Origin of the sequence: Leptospira congkakensis (assembly GCF_004770265.1) — a bacterium.
Taxonomy (GTDB): domain Bacteria; phylum Spirochaetota; class Leptospiria; order Leptospirales; family Leptospiraceae; genus Leptospira_A; species Leptospira_A congkakensis.
This window is the reverse complement of the sequence record NZ_RQGQ01000022.1, coordinates 72,307-96,582: the sequence shown is the minus strand read 5'-3', so window position 1 is coordinate 96,582 and position 24,276 is coordinate 72,307. Positions and strand designations below refer to the sequence as shown.

Sequence of the window (24,276 nt, the reverse complement as noted above, 5' to 3'; positions counted from 1 at the left end):
TCTCCTATTGTATTTAGAAAGTTATATGAAAAGCGATGTGCTTAATTTATTGTCCGAAATAAACGGGGAATACCAGTAGGAAAGATTGGAGCGGAAAGCGCGGTCGGTTAAGGCTTCGATTCTAATCCACCTAACCAATTCGAGGCGCCCAAATTCTTCAGTCTTTCCTAAACCTATTTCAATCTTCTTTAATCTCCAAACATCGCTGCATCCAGTTCCAAGTTTCCTTTGGTCTTTCGAAAGGAAAAAAATGTGTGAATTCAGGAAAGATCGTAACATCGGATTTGGGATGTACTTTCGCGAGTATGTTGGCATACTTCGGACTACAGACTTCAAATTTTTCTGGAATAGCTATATGGTTTTCGGTTTTGATGCCGTAGAAATTTTTAAAGACATGAAAGTGGGCATGTCCAAAGATCCGTGCTTCCACTCTTGGATCACAACAAAGTTTGACTTCCGTGTCGTTTCCAGTGCTGACAAAACAAGAGTTTAGATAATCCTCAAAGATGGAAGGTTCAAAGTTGGCAAAGGCTGGGAACTTTCGAAATGACCGCCTAACAAGTTCAATCGATTTGAAGTGGCTTCGTCTTTTTTTGGCACCTATGGCGAGCGGGTTGTCCAAAAATTTAGAAAGAAAAACCAATTTCCATCCCAAGATGACTGGATCCATCGCAAGAACCTTATCGAAACGATCCGGTTCCTTGGCAGCCGCAAGGAGAGAGGAAGCTCCTCCGAGTGAATGGCCGATGATATTTGTTTTGGTTATGGATTCGTGGTCAAGAAGGGCGAGGATTTGATCTCGAAACACATTCCAGTTATTAAATTTTAAACTAAACTCGGAACGCCCATGTCCTAAAAAATCAGGAGCGATGACTCGGTAGTGTTTTGATAATAATTGAAAGTAATAATTGTAACAGCCGGCACTATAGCCGTTGGCATGACAGAAAACGAGAACGGGACCCGGAGTTTCCGAATCTAAATAAGCACATTCCCAGTTTCTGAACCGAAAGGATTTTGATTTCATTTTTCTATTTGACCCTTCCCGATTTAGATCGGATTTTGTCTCTATCCCATGCAATTCCAGGTCATCCTCTTCTTCTGTATAGCCGTATTCTTTAATGCATTGGCTAATATTTTAATCAAATCTTCTTCTATGCAAGATCATACAAAAACGTTGTCAGGTGGTCTTTGGGATACAATCTTTACGGTGTTTAACCCATACTTTATCGGTGGGCTTGCCAGTTTCGGTTTGGCCTTACTTGGATATCGCTATGTTTTAGGAAAGGGTTTGAAACTTTCCCTCGCTTATCCTGTATTTACTTCAAGTGGTTTTATCATTGTTCTCATTGCATCCGCTATATTTTTTAAAGAACGATTGAATTTGACACAATGGTTAGGAATTGCATTTATATTGATAGGTGTTTGGTTAACCGCCTTGCAAATGTTTGATGTTAAATCTTGAAATCTAAATTCTTTTTTCTAAAACTAAAATTTTTATTTTTTTCCATTTTATTTCTTTTTGTATTAGTTTGTAAAAAAACAGATTCGGAGGTTGGTTCTGGATCTGATTCATTTGCCTTACAACCCCGTCCCAATGTTCTTTGGATTGTGATTGATTCCCTTCGTGGGGATATCATCGGCAAATATGGGGTGACACCTAACTTAGAATTGTTTCAAAAAAATGCGATTTCCTTTCAGTATCATTTAGTCAATGCTGCATGGACAAGACCATCCACACTTGTATTTTTTACAGGTAAATATGCATCGGCCAATCCTGTTAATTTTTGGGACTATCCTACACCAAAGTCAGAGGCCGAAGCTTTTTACAGGAGTGAAAAGAGGCCACTTCCCAAATTTTTAAAAGACCAATCTTTTGTTACTTATATGGTTGGGAACAATCCGTTTTTAACGGATAAATTTGGGTTAGGAGTGGACGTTGGTTTTGATCGATTATTCGATTTTTCCAATTATAGCGAAGACACAAAAAAAATTACTAAAAAAACTTTTGAAGTATTGGAAGAAATTTCGTTAGAGAAAAAACCATTCTTTCTGTTTTTAAATTATAACGACCCACACAAACCTTACACACCGCCACCTGGATTTACGGATCGAATCAAAACGAACGAAGTTTTGGATGAAAAGAAAACAAATTATCTTGGAGAAGTTGCTTTTGTCGATGAGGAGCTTGGAAAAGTTTTTGAAGAACTAAAAAACAAAAATCTTTGGGAGAATACTCTCATCCTCATTACAGCTGACCATGGTGAGGTGATGTTTGCGGGCCATGCCATTTCTCCTTTTACAGGAACCAATACATATTACGGACATGGACAGGATTTGTTTTTGGAAAATATCCATGTTCCGTTACTCATCAAACTCCCAGGTAAGTCGGGAAAACTATCCATCAAAGAAATGACAAGATCGATTGATTTGTTCCCAACGATTTTGGATTATCTTGGATTCGCCACTCCGAGTATGATACAAGGTAAATCTTTAAAACCATTGATTGAAAATCGCGAAACCACAAAACGAACGTACTACGGTGAAACTAGATTCACACAAGGATATGGGGAAGGATCAGAATTTCTTTTACAAAGATCCTACCGGTTTCACGAACTCGGAAAATTTTGGCAAGGTTCTGTGGGAAGTGAATTCTATTTGTATTCGGATACAAAAAAAGACCCTAACCAAGAAAATCCATTACGAATAGCAAACATCTCCACGATTCAGGATATGAAACTCAAACCTGATTTGGAAAAGAAAATCCTAAGGTTTTGGAAACAAATTCGTTCGATGGAACCTAAACTTCCATTGTATCATCTTTCCATCCAACCAGAGTCAAAAGATACAGAAATACAAATTCGGGTACCAAGCGGAACCATTCGGATGGCAACTTATCCAAAAGATGTTTTTCTTGAAGAACATGGTAAGTTGATACAAATCCAAACCAAACGATTAGAACCTTTTGAAATTAGTTTCGAAGTGTATCCTGATGTGAGTTTTCCCGAATTTACTGTTTGGTTTTCAAAAAAACAAATTCCAAAATCAGAAATTTTTACAGGTTACTTTGGTCTCAGTATGGCATCTTGTAATACCAACTGTGATTTGTTATATGAATCCGGAGCAAAACGACCTATGTTTATTCCGAAAGCAAAGGTTTATTTTTGGAAGGAAGGTGGACAAAAAAAATCTTATTCATCCAAACAAGAATTAGGAACGGATGCTTTGGAGATTTTAAAGAAACAAGGATATGTGCAGTAGAGGAGGATGATTTGAATCAATCGTTATCTTGATTTGTTACAGAAACATTTGGCAAAGATTCACCGTTGAACCCACTCCCTCCACCACTGAGCGATCCAAATAAAATTGAATAAGCCATATTCCCATCCACAAGAAAGTCATCCACTCCTGTAAGGACTACGTTTTGGTACGTATTCCAATCGCTCGAAGTAAAAACCAAACTAGAAACAGAACTTGTTCCTTCGGCAACATTCGAACTTGAGACGGGAATGGTAACATTCGAGATAGGTCTCGCACGCAAACGAACTTGGAACCTTGATTGGCCACCAAGTTCCGTTGTGATTAAGTTAGGTGAAGTAACAAGTCCACCAGAACTATTGGCTGAAGTTCCACAAACATTCATTGGATTTGGATCGGTGCAAGGAACAATATCATAAATATAATTGATATGTGTGGCAGAGATAGAAAGAGGGGTGAGAGCACTATAAATCGTCGAAGGTGTGAACCCTGTGCCTGTTTCTCCGGAGGTCACTACAGAGGCAATGGTATAACTCACGTCACCGAGGGCGGCAGTATCAAGTCCAGTAACAGTGACTAGTTGGCCTGAACCAAAATTACTGGGTGTGAATGTAAGTGGAGCTGTGGGAAAACTCACTAGTCCGCCAGGAGTTGTGTTAAAGTTTACGGTGACATTCGTTGTGGGTTGCGAATCCAAATGAATGTAAAATTCAGAAGAGGCTCCTGATTGGGAGGTAATGACATTGGTTGGAGTAAAACCTGATGTTGTGATACCTGCACTATCATTATCGTTCAATGTGAGCATTGGATAATTAGAGGATGGGTAAGGATTCACTCCATTATAAAATCCATCGGTGGAAGAAAGGATTCCTACAACAATGGGGCAAGATACGTTTCCATCATCCACTGCATCATCATTGGGGGTTATAGTGATTGTGTTATGTGATCCAATCGTATTCCAATTGGCACTTGTGATCGTTAGAGAAGTCGTTGAGATTGAAAATTGTGGGACGTCAGGTGCCACAATCAATTGGCAAGGGAAGGTTGTTGTTACCGAAATGGGAACCGTGACATCATCTGTAGGTGTTTGGCTGAGAAGGACATAGATAGGGAAGGATGCCGAGTTTTCGGCTCTGGTCATACTCATTGGTGTGACCACAGTCACTGGATTCTCCGATGTGCTATAATTTACAAGTGTGGCCGTGGTTCCCGTACTTCCGACAAAACTAACATACCAAGAGGGCATAGAACCTGTTTCTGTTCCATTCACTGTGATATTATAACTTACGTTCCCATCAGTTAAAATATCGGAAACACCTTGGATTTCTACAGGAACGGATGTACTCCAATTGGTTTCATCAAAGAGATACTGCTTGGAACTAACAGGCGTTCCTCCATCATTAATCATCCCTTCCGTGGCATCAGAAGTTGCTACCGTTACGGTGACTTGGTTTCCTGGAATGGGTCGACTTCCGAGTCTAAGACTATACATCGCCGATTGTCCTGCCTCTGTTGTGAAGTAAGGTTGGCCCGCATTTAAAGTGAATAGAATGCTCGGAGAAGGATTGTCATCGTCTGTAATATTGATGGTGATGTCAGGCGGATTCATTCCTTCATAATCGGTTCCTGATCCCGTGATGATACCTAATGTAAGTATATGGGTTCTTGTATTGATTTCATTGATGGAATCATTGACCACAACAACAGTCACAGTTTGTGCTGTTGAAAAATTGGTATGAGTGAATGTCAAACTTGTTGGGGAAAATGTATACTGCACACTGTCTGGTAAATTAAAGGTTTCCCCTGAAATCGGAATGGTGACGGAACCTGCGGCACAAGCTGCTAAATTGGCGGGAGTGTCACAGGGTGCTGAATTCAAACGAACGGTAAAGGTTCCATCGCTTCCACCTTCGGTAAGGTTCAGTGTTGTAGATGAAATTGTAAAACCAGCTGTATCATTGTCGATAATGGTGATCACCAAATCACCGCTAGCTTCTGTATACCCAGGAAGAGTGCCTGTAGGATAGAGTCCAGTAAAATAAGAACCACTTGCTTGTGGAATGTGAATCGTTACGGGGATGTTTCCATCGTCAAAGGAATCGGAAACAGAACGGATTGTCACCACTTGTACCACATTCCATCCGCTATCACTGGTATTACCGGAATAATTTGCTGCCTGTCCATTTGTGGGTGTAAAGGTAAGAGTTCTGGATGCGGCAATACCAGAAGAACTATTGAGTAATACCGCCTCTGTTCCATCAGAGGAAGTAATTGGCCCAATGGTAACATTGGCATTTGGTTTTAGAGAAAGCCTAATTTCAAATGTGATGGTAGAGGTTCCATTTTCCAACATGGAAGAAGCTGAAAGATTTTGAATCCGAACCAATGGTTCATTGCTATCTGTATTGATTGCAGTGACGGCGGGTATAGAGATAGAATTGTATTTTGGATCTGCCGATACAGAATTTCCAAAAGTGATGTTTACATTTTGATCCCCGTCATCCACTCCATCTAACACGGAAGTGATGGTGACAGTTTGTGGGGTGTTCCAATTTCCTGAGGTAAAGTTTAAGGAATTGGGAGAAACCGTTATTTCAGAAGTATTGCTGGATGTGATGCTCGGGATACTGACAGAGTTTGTTGGTTCTGAATTTAAAACTACCGTAAAGGTTTCCGTCGAAGGAGTTCCATTTTCATGAACCACGAGTCCACCGACTGGTGTGACGGTAAAGCCTGCCGTGTCATCATCAGTTACCAAAATGGTAACTGATGCCGGTGGTGATACTGAATTGTAAACTGGATCGGCGGATCCTCCTGTATCTACAGTTCCAAACTGCAAGGTGACAGATCTTGTGTCTTCATCAATGGAATTGTTATTTGTAGTTACGTTTATGTATTGGTCTACATTCCAATTGGCATTGGTAAAAACTAGGTTTGTGGTATTGATATTGGTGATGGTATTGTTTTCTGAAATTCCTGTGAGTGTTACGGTAAATCCGGGCGGTGGTTGAGACAAAAGATGGATGGCAAAAGATAAGTTTCCCCCATTTTCAGAAATTGTCAAACTACCTGGGGAAGTGAGTACAAATCCAGGGACATCGTCATCCGTATTAGTTACAGAAGGAAATACCGGACCCGCCAAACCATTGTAATCCGTATCAGCGGAAACAGAGGCACCGGTTACGATAGTAACTGTTTTTGGTCCATCCACAATAAAATCATTCACACCAGTCACAGTGACAATTTGGGGAGTAAACCATGTTCCCGGTGCAAAAGTGAGAGAAGAAGGGGAAGCTGTTCCTTCTGAACTTGGAGTGGCTACGATCGAAGGAATCGTTACCGAACTTGTAGGCAAAGTATTCATCACCACAGCAAAACTGACAGCCCCACCAGCCTCTGTAGTTGTAAGGCCAGATAAATTCACAACAGTGAACCCAGCTACATCATCATCCACATTAGTTCCGGTAATGACAGGAATTGGTTTTCCCATATAAGCAGGGTCATTAGAAACAGTTGGATCTGCTGAGATTTGAAATGTACTATCATCTACACTAAAGTCATCTACACCAGTGACAATAATTGTTTGAGGCACATTCCAATTGTTAGGTGTGAATACAAGTTCTACTGCTGCAACAGTTGCTTCGGTTGTATCACTTGAAACAAAATTCCGAATGATGACATCTTGCATTGGTCTTGTTTGTAAAACATAAGCAATGGTTCCCGTTTCTCCAGTTTCCGATGTGAGGAGACCAAAAGTAGGACTCGCTGCCACACCGGAAGTTTCATCATCCGTATTGACAACGAGTAATACGGGAAGTCCTTGTGCAGAAAACCGAATGTCTGTTGTAAATATACTTCCCAGTTGGACTCTATAATTTTGATTTCCATCTGCAATTAAATCATCAACGCCCGCCAAACGAACGCTTTGTGGTATGTCCCAATTGTTACTAGTAAATTCAAGATAAGTTGCTGATAATAATACACCTTCGGTGGGATCAGAAACGGTGATGGGACCAATTCTTACTGAACTGTTCGGCTCTATGTTCAAACGAACTGTGAATTCTGCTTGTTTTCCATTTTCACTCGTGAATAAAAAATTTGGAGCTTCGTAAATAACGGAACCTTGTCCGGTTGTGGAAACAAAGAAAGAACCGAATAACATCAGAAAATTATGGGGTGTTATGGATTGGCAAGAGACTGTAAAGGTGGAGAACACGAGGAAAATGATGGAAATACAGACTCTGAACATGATTCCCTTTTGTACTCGTATCGGTTCCAGTTAGGGTTCTCCCTTTATATATTACGAGAGAAATAGCTTAATTTAGAAAAAAATTTCCAGGATTCCCAATAAAACAAAATGAGCCAAAATCAAAACCAATCATCCAAAGGACCACTCGCTGGTGTGAAAGTTGTCGACTTATCCTTACTCCTTCCAGGCCCCTTATGTTCACAACATTTAGCAGATATGGGAGCGGAAGTGATCAAAATCGAAAACCCAAGAGCTTATGATGGGTCTCGTGCAATGTTCAAAGGCAAAACAGGATATCCCGCTTTGTACATGATGTTGAATCGAAATAAAAAAGCGATCACACTGAATCTAAAAAGAGAGCAAGCCAAAGAAATTCTTTTTAAACTTTTAGAAGATGCAGACATTTTGCTCGAAGGATTCCGTCCCGATGGAATGGATAAAATGGGAATCGGTTATGATGTCTTAAAAGAAAAATTTCCACGTTTGATTTACTGTGGAATTTCTGGCTACGGAATCTCGGGTAAATACGTAGACTTTGCAGGACATGATTTGAATTACTTAGCAGTGTCTGGAGTCCTTGACCAAACTGGAAATCCTCCAAGGCCTGCTGGTTTTCAATTAGCAGATGTGGGAGGAGGAACACTCACAGCCCTTTCTGCAATTCTTGCTGCTCTTTACTTCAGAGAAAAAACAGGCAAAGGACAACGGATTGATATTTCTATGACAGATGCATCTCTCCAGTTTCTTTCGTTATACGGTGGAATTTTATCTTCTTCGGAAAAATCTCCTGAAGCAGGGAATGATATTTTATCAGGTAAATTACCAAACTATAATGTTTATGAAACGAAAGAAGGTCGGTATGTAGCACTCGGTGCCTTAGAAGATATGTTCTTCCAAACTTTTTTACGGGCAGCAGGAATGGAAAACTTAACCAAAGACCATCCGATGAACGAAGAAAACATTCCAATCATTAAACAAAAGTTAACCGATTATTTCAAATCCAAAACCTATTCCGATTTGCAACCTATCTTCGACAATACGGATGCTTGCCTTTCTCCTATTCTCAATATGAAGGAAGTTTCAGAAGATCCACATATGAAAGAACGTGGTATGGTGATCGAAAGAAACCATCCCAAATATGGACCAATTTTACAATTTGGTTCTCCATTTCATTTTTCAGAAACTCCCTTTGTCTACAGAAACGATCCGCCAGAACATGGGGAACATACAGAAGAGATTTTGGGTGGTTTGGGGTTTCCTAAAGAGAAAATTGCGGAGTTTAAAAAAGACCGAGTGATCTAGCACCTCCCTTGCTTTTTTTTCGTAATTTCTTTATTTTGTCCCAGGGGGGAGGTAAACTCTCCCTAAACCTACAGTATGAAGTTATTACAAGTTTCCGACCTCCATCTTTCCCAAAATTCCCCCGAAGAACAGAGATATTCTCTTTCCGTATTACGAGAAATTTTACAAACTGCGGAATCAACAAAATGTGACCGCATTTTATTTTGCGGAGATCTTTTTAATACCTTCCCTGATTTAGAAGCACTCCGCTCTGACTTCTTAAAAGAAGTTTCTTCTTATTCGGGAATCATTTATTTTCTTCCCGGGAATCATGAAATCCTTGAGAAAAAAGGAAAAAACAACCGTTATGCGGACTATGACTGGTCTTCGAAGGTAAAAGTTTTGGACAGAACTCCTTATTTTTTATTTGAAGACAACGGAATCGAATTTTTATCCATCCCTCACCAAGAAAACTATTCTGAACTTTTACTTTCTCCTCCACTGGCAAAACAAACAAAACTAAGAATTGGTATAGCTCATGGAACTGTTTCCGGAATGAGTTTTACTGGCCTAAGTGAGGAAGAAGAAGAGGGAGGATCCTATTTAGATCCTCATCTCATTCAAAACTTGGGATTGGATTATCTTGCCATTGGACATTTACACCGTGCACGTACAGGTATGATTGGGAAGTGTGAGGTTGGTTATGCGGGATCTTCTCGCGTTTGGAGAAAAGGGGAGTTGGGAAAAAGAGGTGGAATTTTCATCCATGTTGATGGATCGAAGGTTCGTACAGAATCCGTTTATTGGAAGTCCGCTGGTGAATATAGAGAAATCTTAGTTTCCTTAGATACGGAAGGAAAACCAGAAGAAAGTATCGAAACTTATTTGGATGGAACAAACCCTGAGGATTGGATTGTATTTCGTTTTCTTGGATATGTTGACTCCATGGTAGAAAAACAAAAATTCCAAGAAGAAGTTCAACGCGTTTGGAAATCAAAATTTCGAATTTTGGAATTTGATCCCGATGAATCCCAAATCACTGTCATTCAACATCTTTCTGAAAATGAATTTGTGAAACAATTCCTTGATAAAATGAATGAAAGAAAAGAACAAATGGATCCTCTCCATTGGAAACATACAAGGGTCACTGGGATTCGATTGATTTTAGAAGGAAAGAAAAACCGATGAAATTAAAGATAGAAAACTTCGGAATCTTTTCTAAAAAAGAATTTCCAATCGAAAGAGTGACTGTGTTCACAGGGCCCAATGAATCGGGAAAAACAACCATCCTGGATGCTTTTGTTTCCGCTCTTGTCAAAGTGGCGGGAAGCACAAAATTTGGTGCCCTTCTCAACGCCAGATACAAAGCTGAAAGAAACTCTGATTTGGGAATTCCCAAACTTACCTTATCTCCCAATTTGTTTTTGAATTCCCTCGTGATTCGTGAAGGGAATATGGATGTCGGCTCCGAAAAGGAACTGATCACTACAATAGAACAAACGATATTTGATAGTGGTTATAATCCAGAAAAACTATTGGAACAAGTAGAACAACTTTCTGCTAAAACTGGAACAAGAAAATCAGCCAAAGAATGGAATTTGGCTTTGTCTGAATTAAATATAGCCAAGCAAAAGTTTGATGATTCTGAATTTTCTTTGAATAGAATTTCTTCTCAATTTGTTGATTTGCCTATTTGGGAAACGGAACGGCAAAAAATAAAATTAGATCTAACAAATTTTGAATCGGAACTAACCAAACTACAAACGGAACTTCTCGAGTTTAAAGAAACAGAACAACACAACGAAATAGATCGTGTGTATGGGCAACTATTACAATGGGAAACTTTGGAATCGGGCTCCAAACAAGATGAAAAAATTCTAAAGTCAGGTTGGGATCAAAAATCCAAAAATTTGGATGGAGAAATCAAATCACTGGAACAAAAACGAAATTTATCTAAAGAGAGACTTGTCAGTTTAGAATCAAAATTAGAATCTTCTTCCACCCAAAAAAAACAAATCGAACAAAAATCTAAAAAATTAGAGTCCTATTTCGATTATTTTGAAACTTGGAAACAAATGGTTCGAAGGTTTCAAGAAGAATCTCCTGTGATCCAAAAAACAATTTGGAATCCATTATACAGAAGTTTGGCGGGAGGATTTGGTGTTTTAGGAATTTTTTCCCTGATTTTTTCTATATTTTCAGGATTCGATGGTTGGATTTACATTTTGCCAACATTATTTTTAGTATTATCTCTTTATTTTGTTTTCCGTGCCAAAGAAATCAAACTAGAAAAAGATGAACCGAAATGGAATGAGATGGTTCGCCGCATCGCAACGGAGATGGAAACAAAAACCTTGGGTGAGTGGAAACCCGAATCCTTAACATTGGATTCTTTGTCTTTATGTTTCCAAAGGTATGAAAGAGAATACACAAAACAAAAATTGGAATCAGAAGGTTTTGGTTCTACCCTGTCTTCGCTGGAAGAAGAAATCACTGGGCTTCGCGGAGAAGATAAAAAAATAAGTGAAAACATTTTGGAAAAAGAGAAGGAACTTGCAGGTGTTTGGCGAGATGCGGGAGTACAATCCTTATCTGAACTTTCCGAATTGTATGTTCAAATTCGATTGAAACAAGAGAAATTAAATACTCTCACCGAGTCCTTAAAAACCGAATCCAAAAAATGGGGAACCGCCGATTTAGGGGAACTCAAACTTAAAACAAAAGAAAAAGTATCTGACTTGGAAAAAAAAGGAATTTCTAAAACCTTTTCTTCCGAAGACAGAGCCACCAAACAAAAATTAGAGAATCGAATCCAAACCCTTTCCGAAAAAATCCGCGAATTAGAACGAAGTGTAATTGAACTAGAAAAAAAGTTAGATACGGGAAAAGCTGTTTTGGAATCACAAATGGTTCCTGCCCAAAAAGAATGGGAAACAAACAAACGTAACCTAGAGATCAAAGAAAAATGGAAAAATGATTTGGATCGAAACTTTCAAAGTTTGGAAGTGTTATCAGAAATATTTTCCGAGATGCAAGTCGAAAGCACGGACAAAATGTCCTCCCTTGTAAAATCACTACAATCAAGAATGGATGCTTTAAAAGGATCACTTCCCTCAAAACAAATCCAGTGGAATGGTTTCTCTGACGAAATCCAAATCACCACAGATTCTTCTAGTAATCGTTTTCGTTTCGAAAATTTATCCACAGGAACCAAAGAACAAATTTCATTTGTTCTTCGTTTGGAATATGCCTTCCGGATTGGAAAACAATTCAACTTACCATTTTTGCTTTTGGATGAACCATTTCGACATATGGATGCGGAAAGACGTGATTCTGCTCTCGCATACACACTTCAATGTTTAACAAATGCAGAGGAAGAATGGAAGGTAGTATTTTTTAGTTTTGATGGTGAGTTAGTTTCTAAGATAAAAGTTTTGGCAGATGGTTTGAAACTTCCCTGCCAAATCCATGAATTGACTAAACGAGTTTCTTAGCTTCCGCAAGAACCGTATCGTAATTAGGTTCACTGCCTATTTCCGGTACGAGTTCTGTATATCTTACGATATCATCTTTATCCACAACAAAAACAGCACGTGCGGAAAGACCAGCAAGTGGGCCAGCAGCAATATGAGTTCCGTAATTTTTGGAAAAAGAAAAATCTTTAAACTGAGATCCTGTGATTAAGTTTTCAGAATCAATTCCTTCTGTGGAACAAAAACGTTTCATCGCAAAAGGAAGGTCACCAGAAATGATAAGGGTGGTGATTCCATTTTCTTTCGCTGCTTTTTCGTTAAACTTTTTTGTTTCGAGGGCACAAACTGCTGTATCCAAACTAGGAACTGCAACGAGAATTTTTACCTTTCCTGAAAGGTCTTTTAGAGTAAGATCACCTAGATCTTGTTTTGCGACTCGGAAATCAGGAGCTTTGTCCCCTGGTTTGGGAATGTTTCCTTCTAGGGGAACGGGATTTCCTTTGAGAGTTACTTGGGCCATGATTGTCTCCTTTGTATTTAGATTAATTCTAGTCTTTCAGTGAATGGATTCTTCGGGAAGGATTTTTTCCATCCAAACTAAAGATTCTGAAAGTTCTCCTTTTCGAATGGTAGCTGCCAAATGGTGCACCCGATCCAAAAGCCAAGAAGGTGAAACCTCAGTGATCTCTTGAAAGGCATTTAGTTCTTCATTATTTAAGGATCCATCGAATGAGGAACAGAGGGCAAAAATGACAATGGGCCATTTCCTTTCTTCTTCTGTTAAATTTTGGAAGGAAAGGACAAATTCATTCCAATCGTCTAGGTTTGTTAGTTTGTCTTTATTTGGCAAAAGACCAATCAACCCAAAAAGCAAATATTCAAAGTTAGGGTGGAATGTTTTTGTATAAACAATCGAGATGGCAACAGAACGGACCGCTGATTCTATCAATTCTTTTCTGCGGCTTTTGGATTTGATTTTTAGCAACATGGCATCGGATAATTTTCTTGTGATGATCCTTTTGCGAAGTTCATAAAGGATCATATATGTAGTTAAACTATCCCAAATTCCCGTGACTGGTCCCGATATGTATTCAATTAAAAATCGAAGTCCTGTCCTTCCTAAAAAAACCTTTAATATGAGTTTGGCGAATATATTGGAAAGGAACACTTTACTTTTATACAATATTGTTCGGAAAAATAAGGCCTTTTCGTTCAGATGTTTATAAGGATCAATTCCATACAATCGGAATCGTGGATCAGGGATTTCTAAAACCAACCTTGCCATCATACCTGGAATGGGTGTGATGAGTTCTGGTTCTTCAGCAAGTTCAATGTCCGCGTACTGCGCCATTCGAAACGAAAGATAAAACCCTAATCGAAAGAGAAGGTAAAATTCGATGATGGTCAGAAGAGCCAAAAGAAAAATAAATCCAGAAAGTGCAGAATAAGAGAGATTGGAAAGAGGCCAAAATCGGAGGGGAGGAAGGAAGGTGCAGAGAGCAACGAAAGCGACCGATGGTAAAAATCCAATCCAAAAGGACCAAAAAATTCCCCAGAGGATGATGATTCTAGAATGATAAGCAAAACTTTTTCCGGAATCTTTGGGTTTTTTTGAATGTGAGTGAATTCGAATGAGAACCCGACGTCCCCACTGTTCTAAAAAACCTGGTTTGTAACGTTCTGTACTCATTTTTTTTTGCAACCGAATTCTGGCTTTAGGACTCCCACACCATGAAACAGGAATTCTCTATGACGACACAAGCTGAAATCAAAACGACGGCCCCCATTGATTGGGTCACAATGATATTTTTACTCACTTCTCCTTTAGTAGGAATCTTTGGAACTCTCTACCTTTATCTTTATGGTTCCATCCACCTCGGCACTTGGGCCTTGTTTGTATTCTATTTCTTCGCAACTGGAATGGGTATTACTGTTGGATACCATAGACTTTTTTCACACAAAGCCTATGAAGCAAAATCCCCCATCAAACTTTTGTTACTTCTTTTTGGAGCCGCGGCTTTTCAATCGACTGCTCTTGAATGGAGCGAAGACCACCGCATCCACCATAGATTTGTAGATACAGACAAAGACCCATATTCTATCAAAAAAGGATTTTGGTTTGCTCATATTGGTTGGTTGTTTCGCAAACGTAAGTATGTTCAAAATGGGGTTCAAGATTTGGTGAATGACCCTCTCGTTCTTTGGCAACATAAACATTTTTATTCTATCTCTATCTTTATGTGTTTTTTCCTTCCCGGGTTTATCACAATGCTCTGGGGTTCATTTTTAGAAGGATTTTTTGTCGCAGGGTTTCTCCGACTCTTTGTGGTTCACCAATTTACATTTTTTATCAATAGTGCTTGTCATGTTTGGGGAGAACGAACTTTTTCCAAAGAACAAACGGCGAGGGACAATTGGATTATCGCCTTTTTCACGTTTGGTGAAGGATTTCATAACTTCCATCACGAATTTCAGGCAGATTACCGAAATGGGATTCGTTGGTTTGACTATGATCCATCCAAATGGATGATCAAAGGTTTGTCTTATCTTGGTCTTACTTATAACTTAAAAAAAGTTTCAGAAGAAAAAATTCTCCAAAAAACAATGTATCTAAAGGAAAAAGAAACCTTAAATCAATTTGCAAACTTGGAAGAATCAAAACTTCGTCACTGGGAAGAACAACTTGCCAACCTTCGTGAAACAACTTTGTTGGAATTCCAAAATTGGACAAAAGCAAAACAAAACTCTAATGCGGAAGAGGCTGGTATTTTGCGTCAGAACTTTGAAAAAACAAAAGAAAACTGGGAAAAACTCCTGAGCCAACCAGGGAAACCTCTGTTTTCTTAACCACGAATTTCCCGAAAGATTTCTTTTGGGATACTTGGAACATCTCCAGGGCCAACTAACGGTAAATAAACCATAAACCTGGTTTTTCCTGGAGAGGATTCTACTTCTATCCTTCCTTTGTGTTTTTCGATGATTCCTTTCACAATCCCGAGCCCAAGCCCTGTACCTTCTCCCTGGTCTTTGGTTGTGAAAAACGGATCCCAAATTTTGTCTTTGATTTCAGAGGGAATTCCTGACCCATTGTCTTCGAAACTAATCAATACATAATCTTCACCAACCATTCTAGAAGAGATCACTAGTTTTGGATGTTCGATTTTTTTCATCGCATGGATGGCGTTGGTGATGAGGTTGGTCCAAACTTGGTTGAGTTCGTCGATATTGCACCTAACAGTAGGAATGGTTCCATAAGCCCTTTCAATTTCCACTCCATGTTTGATTTGGTTTTGCATGATCACAAGAGTGTTTTCTAATCCTTCGTGTAGATCGGACTCAGCATATGAGGCTTGGCCTAAATGAGAATAGTATTTGAGTGCTTTGACAATCCGAACAATATTACGAATTGCATATTTAATATTTTTGATATTTCGTTGAAGACTTAGAGTGTTCTTTAACATCTCAAAGGTTTCTTTCCCTCCCGATTTCCAAATACGGATGAGTTCTTCTTGCATATGCAAAAGATGGTGGTCAATGATAAAGGTTGCAAGGTCTGTCGCATCATTTTCTGGAATCCCATCTTGGATGAATTTATGTTTCGTTTCTTTTTTGAGTTTGAATTTATCTTTGGGATCAATTTTTGCAGTAGGATCTTCTTTGACAAAACTAAAGAGAATGTCTAAGTAAATCGAACGGAAATCTGGATTCTGAATGAGATGAGAAATATCTCCCAAATGAGATAATACAAAAACTAAATTTGCATCTAAGTTGTCTGCTGAACCATTGATGACGGCAGCAGGGGTATTGATTTCATGAGCAATCCCCGCCACCATTACCCCGAGAGAAGCCATTTTTTCAGACTGCACCAAATGGGCTTGGGTCTCTTCTAATTCTTTGGTTCGTTCTCTTACCTTTGCTTCCAACGTTTCTGTTAAGTTTAAAAGCTGTTGGTAAATCATCGAATTGGATAGAGACATGAGTGATACCGAAAGAATCTCTAAAATAATTTCGATTTCCTCGATATCATAAATTTTCCCTTCTTTGTGTTTCCCTAGTAAAATAAAACCAACTAAACTTGATTTGATGGAAAGGGTTGCTACTAATTCGGATTTTGTTTCTGTAAAAAAAACTAATGCTTGTTTGGCTATTTTTTCGTGATGAGTGGATGCAAATTGAATGAAGTTTTCTTTGATATGAATTCCTTCGCGTTCGGACAACCAAAGCAGGAATGGATCGAATACGGGAATGGATGGTAAATTTGAAAACTTCTGGTCAAGTGATTCTAAAAATGGTCTTGGGCGAAATTGTCCTTCTCTTTCGTCCCAAGTATAAACTTGGGCAAACTCGGCTGGGATTTTGGAAGTAAGGAATTGGCTGATGGTTTCGCTGATTTGGTCGGGGTCGTTGAAAGAAATCAGTTCTTCTTTGAATTTTTCTAAGGCAAATAGGTTTTGGACAAGTTCATCCCTTTTTTTGGGTTTTTCTGATTCGTTTGTTTTTGGTTTCTTTCGCAAAAAATAGAGAAGGGAAAGTGTCAAAAATCCCAAAATGCAGGCAAACAAAGATAAGTTTTTAGTGGAATCGGTAGTGCCTAAGGTATAAGCAAAAACCAACCAGGCAAAAGAAGAAAGGATTATGATTCCAAAAGGAAAGAAAACTTGTGTTTGCATGTCATCTGTATAGAATGTAAGAACTAGATTATTTTGGTACATTCCACTTGGGTAAAGAACTATTTATAATTGCTCGTATCTTCGGAGCCTATTATGAAATTTATTCAGAAGGAACTTCCTATGCCCTCGCCGTACTCAAAGGTAAGTTACGGTTAAAGAATTCGAACGAACGCCATCCTTTTGTTGTGGGAGATATGGTTTTGGCTGAAAAATCTTCCGGCGAAGAGTGGGTCATTTCGGAAAAATTGGAACGTAAGAATTTTCTCTCTAGGAAAAGTGATCGTGGCGACAGTCATGTGTTATGTGCCAATTTAGACCAAGTGGCAATTCTTGCTTCCTGCAAAGATCCAGAAACCAAACCAGGATTTATCGATAGGTTACTTGCGGCCTCATACCAAACAGAAATTCCTCCACTGATTATTTTTACTAAAAAAGATTTAATTTCTGATGAAGAAATCGAAGAACGCGAGGTTTACTATAGAGAGTTAGGTTATGAAGTGATGAGTGTTTCTCTCCTTTCGGAAGAATCTATCCAACCGTTATGGGAAAGGATTCGCGGGAAACGAACCTTCCTGTGTGGAAATTCTGGTGTTGGAAAGTCCACACTCATGAACCATCTTCATAAAAAGACAGTACAAAGGACGAACCTCGTCAGTGGATCGACCAAAAAAGGAAAACATACCACTACTAATTCTTTTGCTTTGTTTTTGGAAGAAAACACAGTTCTCATCGACTCTCCAGGAGTCAAAGAATGGGGCATCTTACACCTGACACCTGTTGAACTTTGGGAAAGTTTTCCAGAATTACGAAAGATTAAAGAATCCTGTCAGGAAATTTATTGCTGTGAACTAGGTTCTGAATGTTCCATGCGTAAACACCTAAACGAATCCATGGATGAAACCAGGAAAAAGAGCTTAGAATCCATGATCGAAAGCCTTGAAAACCCGTACCGAGTGACGAGACGGGACCATTGGACAAAAGCTGTCACAAAAAGGTATTAGGGAAAAGAGTTGCCAAGCACTCAGTTGTTATCTATTCTTAGAATGACATTTCCGGAGGAAGGAATATGAAACGTACAATGATCAAACAGTTGTCGGCATTAGGATTTGTGGCGATTTTTGCCATACTTTTTACTGCTTGCCAAAAAGATTCTAAGGAATCTGTAACCAATGTTACAGAAAAGTCCGCGCAAGAAAGCAACGTAGTTGTGGCCTTTGTGAAAGGTGATGTTGTTGTGATTCGCGAGAGTGGACAGGTGAAACCAAACTTAGGTGATGTTTTAACTTCTAAAGATACCATCGTTACTGGACAAAACGGTTCCGTGGAAATTCTTGTGGGTGAGGACGGAGTACTTAAATTAAACAAAAATACTTCTCTTAGCGTAAGCCAAGCTTTTGCAGCAAATGACGGATCTCGCGAAACAGAAGTTAACATGCAGTACGGTAAATTAGTCACTGTTCTACGCAAAGAAAGAAAAACAGAATCTTTCAGTGTAGTGACTCCAACTTCCATTGCGGGTGTTCGCGGAACAATCTTCCTTACCAATGTTGAAAATCCATCCGCAAAAGGTGGGAACGTAGCTTGTGGTTCAGGAAACTGTGTGGTTAAGTATACAGTTTTGGACGGTGCAGTTGCGATCCGCAAATCAAACTCAGAAAACGAAATCGTTGTCGACAAACAGAAAACAGCTGAAGTCGGAAACGAAACTAAACTTTCTGATAAAATGATCAAACCAATGGACAAACAATCTCTATCAGAGATGAAAGAAATGTTAGCTTTTGAAAACACTAAGATGTTACAGTTTGAGTCTCTTGCAAACGAACTCCGAACTAACAACGAAGAACTTCAAAAATTAAACATTGGATCTTCTGTGGAAGAATTGGAAAAAGCAGCAAAATCACGTGAGATTACTAAATCAAAATCTGATGAAGTGATCACAACTGCTAAGTCTATCGAAGATTCTAAATACATCAAAAAAGATGTTCAAAAAGATTCCTTAAAATTAGCACCTAAAGAGAGTTTTGATAAGACGAAATGAGATATGTTTATTTACCGGTCCTTTGTTTTTTAGTCGGTTATTGTTCTTCGGTCACAAAGATCGAAACACTGAATCGAAGTTTTACAAAACCTAAGTTCATCACACCTCTTCCGGGTGAGTCGGAACCCCTTCCTTCGGGTAGAGATTACAAAGAACGACTGGTAAATAAATCCACTCCACATTTTTCCCTCCTCTGGAAACAAGTTCCAGAGGAGTTCTCTAAATCAGATTTATTACTACTAGAAGAGAAAATCCTTTTCCCTCACAACAAACTGGGCCTTTATAAAAAAGCACCCAAAGATGCAGATCCTAAATTTTCAGAAACTTCCGACTTAGATTTGTTATTGGAATTATCCCTCACTAAAAATGCAGAAAGACTTTCTGTTGAGGTACAATACAAAGATCCAGTATTGTCACAAAACTATGGAAAGGCGATTTTTGTTTTCCAAGAAGAAAAGGAACCTGCAGTTAAATCAGTAAAGTCCTTTGATGTATTCCACGGCAAAAGACAACTCCAACCTTTGACGGGAACTGTTCCTTCTTACTTCGCTGAAGTTTCTACACCTTCAGACGATGAACTTCGCTCTTATTTTACTTCCTCCTTACGAGGAAATGTTTCTGTATTTTCCACTTCACCTGGAACTGCGATTTATCTGGACGGCGTGGAAGTTGGCAAAGCTCCCTTACTTTCTTACCAACTCATCAACGGCAAACATACCCTCTCTTTTGCAAAACCCGGCAAAGATCCTGTAAAAAGAAATATTTTGATTCGAGCAGGGAAAACCACACGTGTGTTCCAAGAATGGAGTGATGACATTTCACAAGGAACCATTGTCATTTCTAGTTTTCCTCCGGGCCTCGACATCGTTGTAGATGGTCAGAAAAAAGGAAAAACACAATATGCGGAATCGGGAGTTCCTTATGGGAGTTATCCGATCCAATTTATTCGCACAAAAAATGACTCTAACTTTGAATATGCGAAAGCTGGAATCAAAATTAGACCGAAACAAATTACATCCATCGCTTTGCCAATCTCTTTAGAAGATGGAGTGGGTTGGGAGTCAGAAGAGTTTTGGAACTTAACTTCAGCTTCTCCTAATTTTTCCGCTACATTTCCTGGCAAACTTACCTTTGCAAAAAACAAAGATCTTCCTGCTGGTTGGTATGGAGTGTATTCCGAAGACCTAATTCCTGATTATCTGGAAGCCGAACTTGTGTTAGATCTAGTTAAAGATTTGAATGGTGCTGTTGGTTTGTCTTTTACCGACCACAATCAAAATACAATTTTGGTTTATGTAGACAAAACAGATTTCCATATCATTAAATTTTCTTCCGAAGAAAAGGAAGCTCCTGTTCGTTCTTCTTACCGTTGGGACAAAGAGGATGAACTCAAAGGACGCATCGTAAAACTTTCAACAGATATCGAAAAGAAAATGGTTCGATTGTCCTTAGGAAATAAAACCGTAGAAGAACTTCCTTGGAATTTTGAAACTTTTTGGAATATAGGCGTTTTAACTCCGCATAACGCTCCTATTACGGGCACACCTCTTCGTGGTGTTAAAATACGATATCCTGATATGGTTAAGTTTGAGGAAAGGCTCCAAAAATGAGACAACTTAGTTTTTTAATATTTACCTTCGTTCTATTTGTAGGTTGTCAGTCTCGGGATTTTAAACCAGTCACTGTCAAAGATCCGGTGGTAGAAAAATCCGATGTTTCGGATCGGCAAAAGATTGAAGAGGCAAGGGCGCTTGTTGCAGAAGGAAGTAACGAATTTCAAAAAGGAAATATGGATTCTGCTTTGGAAAAAGCAAAATCTTCCATCCAGACTTTTGAACTGATTGATGGTTATTCTCTTCTTGGTTCTTCCTACTATCAGTTAGGTGAATATGAAAATGCAAAACTTGCTTATGAAAAAGGCAAAAACATAGATCCCAAAAATGAAAAACTTCTGATTGGTCTTGGAACCGTCCAATCGACTTTGGGAGAAAACGAAGAAGCCCTTTCTACTTACCAAACCTTAAGCCAACTCAAACCAGAAGAAACAATTTATACTTACAAAACGGGTCTCCTTTTAAAAAACCTAGGTCGATACCAAGAGAGTCTTGTGGTTTTAAAATCCTTGGAAACCAAATCTGAATTCCCTTATCCAATCGAACTTTTAAACCAATTGGGTGATATCTGTTTAGAACTAAAAAGATACGAGGAAGCAGAAGCTTACTTTGCAAAGGCGGAAAAACTCAATCCTGAATTAAAAACTGCCAAAGACGCCAAACTCTCTACAAAAATTGCCTCTCTCATCCAACGTGGTAATGACTTCCTGAATAAAAAAAATTATACAGAAGCCACATCTGAGTTCAAAAAAGCCACAGACCTACAACCGCAAAATGGTTCTTTGTGGTCTTTTCTTGGGAATGCACAATTATTAAACGGTAAACTCAAAGAAAGTGAAGAGAGTTTCAAAAAATCCATTTCACTTGCTGATACAAATCCCAGTGGTTATGTTGGATTGTGTAATGTTTATATCCAAACTCATAATTATTCGGAATGTTTAAAAACATCCAAACAAGCTGGTGGAAAAATTCCTAAAAACGCAGAAATCCGCAACAAACAAGGAATATGCGAATGGAAATGGGGCGAAACGAAAAAAGCCACTCTTAGTTTCCAAGACGCCGCTTCTTGGGACCCTAACTTTTTTGAACCCAAACTAAACTTAGCGTATGTGTTAATTGATTCAGGTCGTTTTGATGAAGCTTTGGATGTATTAAAAAAAGCAGAATCTCATCCCAAGGCTAAAAAAGAAGACATTCGTAAGGCAAAAGTTTTAGCTGAATCACAAAAATACATCGCAGATGGGGATGCCTTCCTTCGCCAAGGGAAACGAAAACAAGCCTTTGATGAATATGGAAAGGCTATGGGTGTGAATCCAGAAAATCCTGCGGTTCAAAATGCATTTGGTCGTGGTTACTTTGCATTTGGAGAATATAAAAAATCGGAAAGTTCTTTTTTAGAAGCTTACCGAATGGATTCGACAAACCCAGGTGCCTTACAGGGGCTTGCTCGTGTGTACGCAAAAACTGGTGAATCCAAAAAAGAAAAAGAATACATCAAAAAATTGGAAATCCTATCGGCGACAGATCCTTTTAGTGCCATCACTTTAGGTCGGATTGCCGAAGACGCTAGCAAATGGGATGAGGCTGAGTCTATTTATATGGGACTCAAGAAAAAATTCCCAAACAATGACGCGGTAGATTACCGATTGGGAAGTTTGTATTACAAACGTGCCGTAGAAGAAAACTCGAAAGAAAATTATACGCGTGCAAATGAATTCATACAAAAATCCAAAAAATATACGAGAGACATTCCTGAGTTACAGGAAACTGAAAAAACAGTAGCAGAGAACTCTCGTTTTGCGGAGATTTTGCCTTTTGTCAAAGAAGGTAATTCCCTTTTCAACCGCAAAAAATTCATAGAGGCAGTTTCTCCTTACCAAAAAGCTTATGATCGGGTTCCCAAAGCATCACTTCTCGTAAAAATTGCAGAATGTTATATCGAAAAAGGTGAGGAAGAAAAAGGCCTTTCCATTTTGGAAAATGCAGTCCGTACGAACAAAGAAAATGCAATTTCTTTTAAAGAAGGGATTTATTCTTTTTATTACAAAAAAGGTGAACTAAAACGTGCGGAAGATGGATTCAATGATATCTTAAAAGAAAAACCAGATTCTTATTACGCTTATTATATGTTAGGTCTCGTGACCATGAAACGTAAAAACTACGAAGCTGCCATCGTTGAATATGATCGTTCGATTTTGGTGAATCCTAATTTTGCGCCGAGTAACGTAGCGAAAGGTTTGGCATTGTATAAACTAAACCAAATGGACGGGGCCAAAAGAGAGTTTGAAAAGGCAAGGGTCAAAGATTCTGAATTTGGTCTTTCTTCTTATAACTTAGCAATCGCTTATTTCAATGAAGACCTCACAAAAGAATCTAAATCCATTTTAGAATCCATTCGTAAAACGGATCCTGATTTTATGGATGGAGAAATCCAATTAGCTTACATTTATTTCAAAGAAAACAAATTGGAAGAAGCAGAGAAGATCATTGATCGTGTTCTGAAAGAAGAACCTTCTGCAGAAGCATTGTTTGCTCAGTTTAGAATTTTAGATGCTAAACAAAAACAATCACCATCCGATAAGGTCAAAACAAAGCGGAACCAAGTAAAAGAGAAAATTTTACGCGAGTACGGCGAAACCAAATTTGCAAGGTTATTACCTTCTGATGCTTTGGACGATGAACCACTCCATGTAACAGATCTAAATCTTTCTGGAACTCCTGTTTCCACACCAATTGTATATCCAAACCGAATCATTGTGAACTATGGATCTGCCCTTGTTGGTTATGATCGAATCACAAAAGAACTTGTTTGGAAACAATACACATCCACTCCTTTTCAATTACTCGTTGCGGGTAAGGAACTTGTTGGGATTTCCAATGATACAGCCACAAAAATTTACCCAGAATCTGGAAAGATGACTTTCAAGAAACAGGTATTAGCTGGTTGGAAGGTGAAACAAGGATCTGCTGATGGAAATGGGTTTTTCCTTCTATTGGAAAAAGAAAAGGGAACAGACAGAAAAATTGTAAAAACTAATCCCAATTTAGAAATTTTAGAAGAATGGAATGGAAACGATTTTTTAAGTTTTTCTCATACAGAGGAAGGAAAACTCATAGTCCTTCGTGATTTAAAGAAAGAATTCCAAATCCAAGTGTTTGCCATTGGTGTAAGTTCAGAAAAAGAAAAGAAGGTATCGGCTCCTGTTGCGAAGAAAGATACCAAAGAATCAGCACAGATCCTAGGATGTGTTGAAGATTCTTGTTTGATCCAATTGGGAAATCAAATGTATCAAGGAACGGAAAAAGCAAAACTTTATTCCCTTGGAAATACTGAATCCATTCGTTCCGTTGTTAAAAGTCCGGAATCTTTACTCATCAATACGGAGAATACTGCCTACCTTTGGAAAGGTGGTTCTAAGTGGAAAGATTCTTATGCCATCCAGGGAGATTTTTACTATCCATTAGATGGACTTGTGGTGGAAGGAAGATCAAAAGAGTTACTTCTCATTAAAGGAAGGGACAAAACTTCTGTTCCATGGAAGGGCGACCGAGATGGTCTTCGTATCAGTACAGTGACTGTAGATTAATCATTAATTAGATTTTCAGAGGAACTGAATAGAAAATGTTTTCTCAAGTAAGGAACTTTGGCTCTTACTTGAGATGGATTTGATCTGATAAAAAGGAAAACGTCCTTTAT

15 protein-coding genes are annotated in these 24,276 nt (G+C 38.7%); 10 read left to right on the top strand and 5 right to left on the bottom strand.

From position 1 onward, the window contains the following. Positions 1-178: 178 nt before the first annotated feature. Complete coding sequence (locus EHQ70_RS18490) at positions 179-1,078, bottom strand: alpha/beta fold hydrolase (RefSeq protein WP_135588957.1); 900 nt, start codon at positions 1,076-1,078, stop codon at positions 179-181. On the opposite strand from EHQ70_RS18490, the gene EHQ70_RS18485 reads away from it, so the two are divergent. Then, a complete protein-coding gene (locus EHQ70_RS18485; protein WP_135588955.1) occupies positions 1,073-1,462 on the top strand; it encodes a DMT family transporter in 390 nt (129 codons plus the stop codon). The two genes, EHQ70_RS18490 and EHQ70_RS18485, sit on opposite strands and share 6 nt — an antisense overlap. Beyond that, on the top strand, positions 1,459-3,258 hold the full coding sequence (locus EHQ70_RS18480; protein WP_135588953.1) for a sulfatase: 1,800 nt from the start codon (positions 1,459-1,461) through the stop codon (positions 3,256-3,258). Before EHQ70_RS18485 ends, EHQ70_RS18480 begins: the two co-directional genes overlap by 4 nt. 16 nt (positions 3,259-3,274) lie before the next feature. Here EHQ70_RS18480 and EHQ70_RS18475 read toward each other — a convergent pair whose 3' ends face one another. Next, positions 3,275-7,504: a beta strand repeat-containing protein gene (locus EHQ70_RS18475; protein WP_425270055.1), complete on the bottom strand. Its 4,230-nt coding sequence runs from the start codon at positions 7,502-7,504 to the stop codon at positions 3,275-3,277. 108 nt (positions 7,505-7,612) lie between these two features. Between EHQ70_RS18475 and EHQ70_RS18470 the strand changes: the two genes are divergently transcribed. The 3 genes from EHQ70_RS18470 (at position 7,613) to EHQ70_RS18460 (ending at position 12,279) form a co-directional block, all read left to right on the top strand. Next, positions 7,613-8,806, top strand: a complete 1,194-nt coding sequence (locus tag EHQ70_RS18470) for a CaiB/BaiF CoA transferase family protein (RefSeq protein WP_135588949.1) — start codon at positions 7,613-7,615, stop codon at positions 8,804-8,806. Between the two features lie 75 nt (positions 8,807-8,881). Beyond that, a complete protein-coding gene (locus EHQ70_RS18465; RefSeq protein WP_135588947.1) occupies positions 8,882-9,973 on the top strand; it encodes a metallophosphoesterase family protein in 1,092 nt (363 codons plus the stop codon). Further along, entirely contained in the window at positions 9,970-12,279 is a 2,310-nt protein-coding gene (locus EHQ70_RS18460) for an ATP-binding protein (protein WP_135588945.1), read from the top strand. Before EHQ70_RS18465 ends, EHQ70_RS18460 begins: the two co-directional genes overlap by 4 nt. On the opposite strand, the gene tpx is transcribed toward EHQ70_RS18460, so the two are convergent. Further along, positions 12,263-12,778: a thiol peroxidase gene (tpx, locus tag EHQ70_RS18455; protein ID WP_135588943.1), complete on the bottom strand. Its 516-nt coding sequence runs from the start codon at positions 12,776-12,778 to the stop codon at positions 12,263-12,265. The two genes, EHQ70_RS18460 and tpx, sit on opposite strands and share 17 nt — an antisense overlap. A gap of 36 nt (positions 12,779-12,814) precedes the next feature. Beyond that, on the bottom strand, positions 12,815-13,948 hold the full coding sequence (locus tag EHQ70_RS18450; RefSeq protein WP_135588941.1) for an LBF_2804 family protein: 1,134 nt from the start codon (positions 13,946-13,948) through the stop codon (positions 12,815-12,817). Positions 13,949-14,007: 59 nt separating this feature from the next. On the opposite strand from EHQ70_RS18450, the gene EHQ70_RS18445 reads away from it, so the two are divergent. Continuing rightward, a complete protein-coding gene (locus EHQ70_RS18445) occupies positions 14,008-15,105 on the top strand; it encodes an acyl-CoA desaturase (protein ID WP_135588970.1) in 1,098 nt (365 codons plus the stop codon). Here EHQ70_RS18445 and EHQ70_RS18440 read toward each other — a convergent pair. After that, entirely contained in the window at positions 15,102-16,928 is a 1,827-nt protein-coding gene (locus tag EHQ70_RS18440; protein ID WP_135588968.1) for a sensor histidine kinase, read from the bottom strand. The two genes, EHQ70_RS18445 and EHQ70_RS18440, sit on opposite strands and share 4 nt — an antisense overlap. A gap of 47 nt (positions 16,929-16,975) precedes the next feature. On the opposite strand from EHQ70_RS18440, the gene rsgA reads away from it, so the two are divergent. The 4 genes from rsgA (at position 16,976) to EHQ70_RS18420 (ending at position 24,166) form a co-directional block, all read left to right on the top strand. After that, complete coding sequence (gene rsgA / locus EHQ70_RS18435; protein ID WP_135588939.1) at positions 16,976-17,929, top strand: ribosome small subunit-dependent GTPase A; 954 nt, start codon at positions 16,976-16,978, stop codon at positions 17,927-17,929. A gap of 65 nt (positions 17,930-17,994) precedes the next feature. Next, positions 17,995-18,966 (top strand): FecR family protein, encoded by a 972-nt coding sequence (locus EHQ70_RS18430; RefSeq protein ID WP_135588937.1) that lies wholly within the window; start codon positions 17,995-17,997, stop codon positions 18,964-18,966. Continuing rightward, positions 18,963-20,576: an LIC10124 family lipoprotein gene (locus EHQ70_RS18425; RefSeq protein ID WP_135588935.1), complete on the top strand. Its 1,614-nt coding sequence runs from the start codon at positions 18,963-18,965 to the stop codon at positions 20,574-20,576. Before EHQ70_RS18430 ends, EHQ70_RS18425 begins: the two co-directional genes overlap by 4 nt. Next, positions 20,573-24,166 carry a tetratricopeptide repeat protein gene (locus tag EHQ70_RS18420; RefSeq protein ID WP_135588933.1) on the top strand — a complete coding sequence of 1,198 codons (3,594 nt, stop codon included), beginning with the start codon at positions 20,573-20,575 and terminating at the stop codon, positions 24,164-24,166. The genes EHQ70_RS18425 and EHQ70_RS18420 overlap by 4 nt, the downstream gene beginning before the upstream one ends. Positions 24,167-24,276 lie beyond the last annotated feature (110 nt).